Below are 1,952 nucleotides of genomic sequence, written 5' to 3' on the forward strand. Positions count from 1 at the left end.
TTATAGGGAATCATACTTTTTTGATTCGTTAAAAAAGCATGTAAATGAGTATGTTTACCTTTCTTTTGAAAAATACAATTTTTATAGAAAGTATCCAGTGAGTTGGCATCTATATAATCCGGAAACATTTGAATAAAAGCAGGATTTGAACCATACATATATTCTTTAGAACTATGTACAAATACAATACCTTGAGGAAGTCCAGAATAAATATGATGATATGAAATGGGTGAGTGATCGAAAAAACGAAAGTGCAGAGCCGGTATCATAAAAAGAACAATGGCAATAGAACCGGATATAGGGGTAAAATCAAAAACTGGAAATGGAAAAATCCAAGTCATAAGGTCCAACTTAAAAAGTATATAATAAAAATTGGTAAATAAGGGTAGAAGCGTAATAAGGGCAAAGAATCTTCCCCATATGCGCCTGCCGAAAAATCCGGGTTGGCGCGTATAATTTTTTGATAAATATATAATAGCAATAAAAATATAAAGGTACTGAAAAATCTGTATAGGATAGAAAAATGGACCAAACCGATCTCTATAAAAGTCGAAATATGAATAGAAGCCCATATGCAAAGGATTTGTTAATACAATCAAAAAAGCGAGAAGAGGGAAAAGAGCTAAAAAAAACAGTAATCTCTTAGTGGGAACAGTATTTTTTTGATAAATATAGGCAAAAACCAACATGAAATAACCAAGAAAACAAACACCAATATACTGAGTCACAATAAAGAACCATCTTAAGTCTTGAGTTGGTGCGATGGTCTTAAACAGTTTTGAAACAATCCAAATAAGCAACATCATTACAACTATGAGATAGCTATAGAGTAAGGGTGTTTTTTTTGCTTTTAAATAGATATAAAAGCTAAAACCTAATAAAAGCATTAGAGAAACAATATGAAAACTAAAAATTGTCAAGATTTCAATCGCAAGTTTTTCAGATACTTCCATTAAAACAACCCCTCTTTATTGGCAATATTATTGAATGCATTATAGCATTCTAAGTTAAGGCTTTCAAGGTAATTCATTTTTAGAAGTTTTCGTACAAGAAGATAATGCCTACCTAAGTCACTTAAAATGACCACCTATACAAAATGCAATGACTTTAAATAGGACAAATGGCACTATAATAACAACAGAATAAAGAATAAAATGATGAAGAGGCAGATAAAAAAATAGACAGGAGGATTAAAAAGGATGTACAAGAGGAAGGAGAGAAAATGAGATTCAAACAGGTAATTGTTATACTTCTTTGTTTTTTGTTGGTAGGATGCGGGGAAGAGCATGCTGACAAGATAGAAACAAAAACAGATAGGCATCAGGAAAATAAAGAGATAGAAGAAGTTTTAAAGGATGATGTGACATCCCTTAGCCAAATCGATGGAAGTTTAGAAGTAGATGCACAAACAGAGGATGGGATAAGTGATGAAGGGGTTAATAATACAACTAAGCAAGAAGAAACAAGTGCCGACAGACTAAAAATCCAAGAGAAGTCAAAGACAGAAATAATGACAAATTGGGATAAGGCATTGATGGAAAAGTCTAAAGAACTAGGTTTTGTAGATATTGAAGACAGTGTAGAAGAAAAGCTGAGTCATGCTTTGGAAAAGGATACACTAAGGTATGATGGACGTTTAAAAGGCTTGGAATTATTCCAATCTGTTGTCCACAAAGGATTTAATCAACTTAAGATCATTTATGAAACACAAACCTATAATTGGACAGAATTTTTTGGGGAATATGATTACAGCTTGCAAGAAGAGGAACGTATTGTTTATCTGAAAGGGAAAAATATTCATGAGGCAGTCCTAACTAATCCAATGGCCAAACAGTATAGGTATTACCGTGAGGATCATGGTATGCACTATGAAGTATCAGAGTTAGTTATGGATTCTATGGATGAAGCGTCAGACCAAGATGCTACAGAAAGAAACGTAAAAAAATTTGGTA

The 1,952-nt window shown here is 32.7% G+C and carries 2 protein-coding genes; one reads left to right on the top strand and one right to left on the bottom strand.

The window, feature by feature from the left end; translation table 11 throughout:
• Positions 1–953, bottom strand: a 953-nt coding sequence (locus AC6F8J_RS14755) for a histidine kinase N-terminal 7TM domain-containing protein (protein ID WP_500724389.1), incomplete at its 3' end; no start/stop codon positions are given.
• Between the two features lie 269 nt (positions 954–1,222).
• Between AC6F8J_RS14755 and AC6F8J_RS14760 the strand changes: the two genes are divergently transcribed.
• A partial coding sequence (locus tag AC6F8J_RS14760; protein WP_500724390.1) for a hypothetical protein occupies positions 1,223–1,952 on the top strand: 730 nt, incomplete at its 3' end.

It is taken from the genome of Petrocella sp. (genome assembly GCF_059865615.1).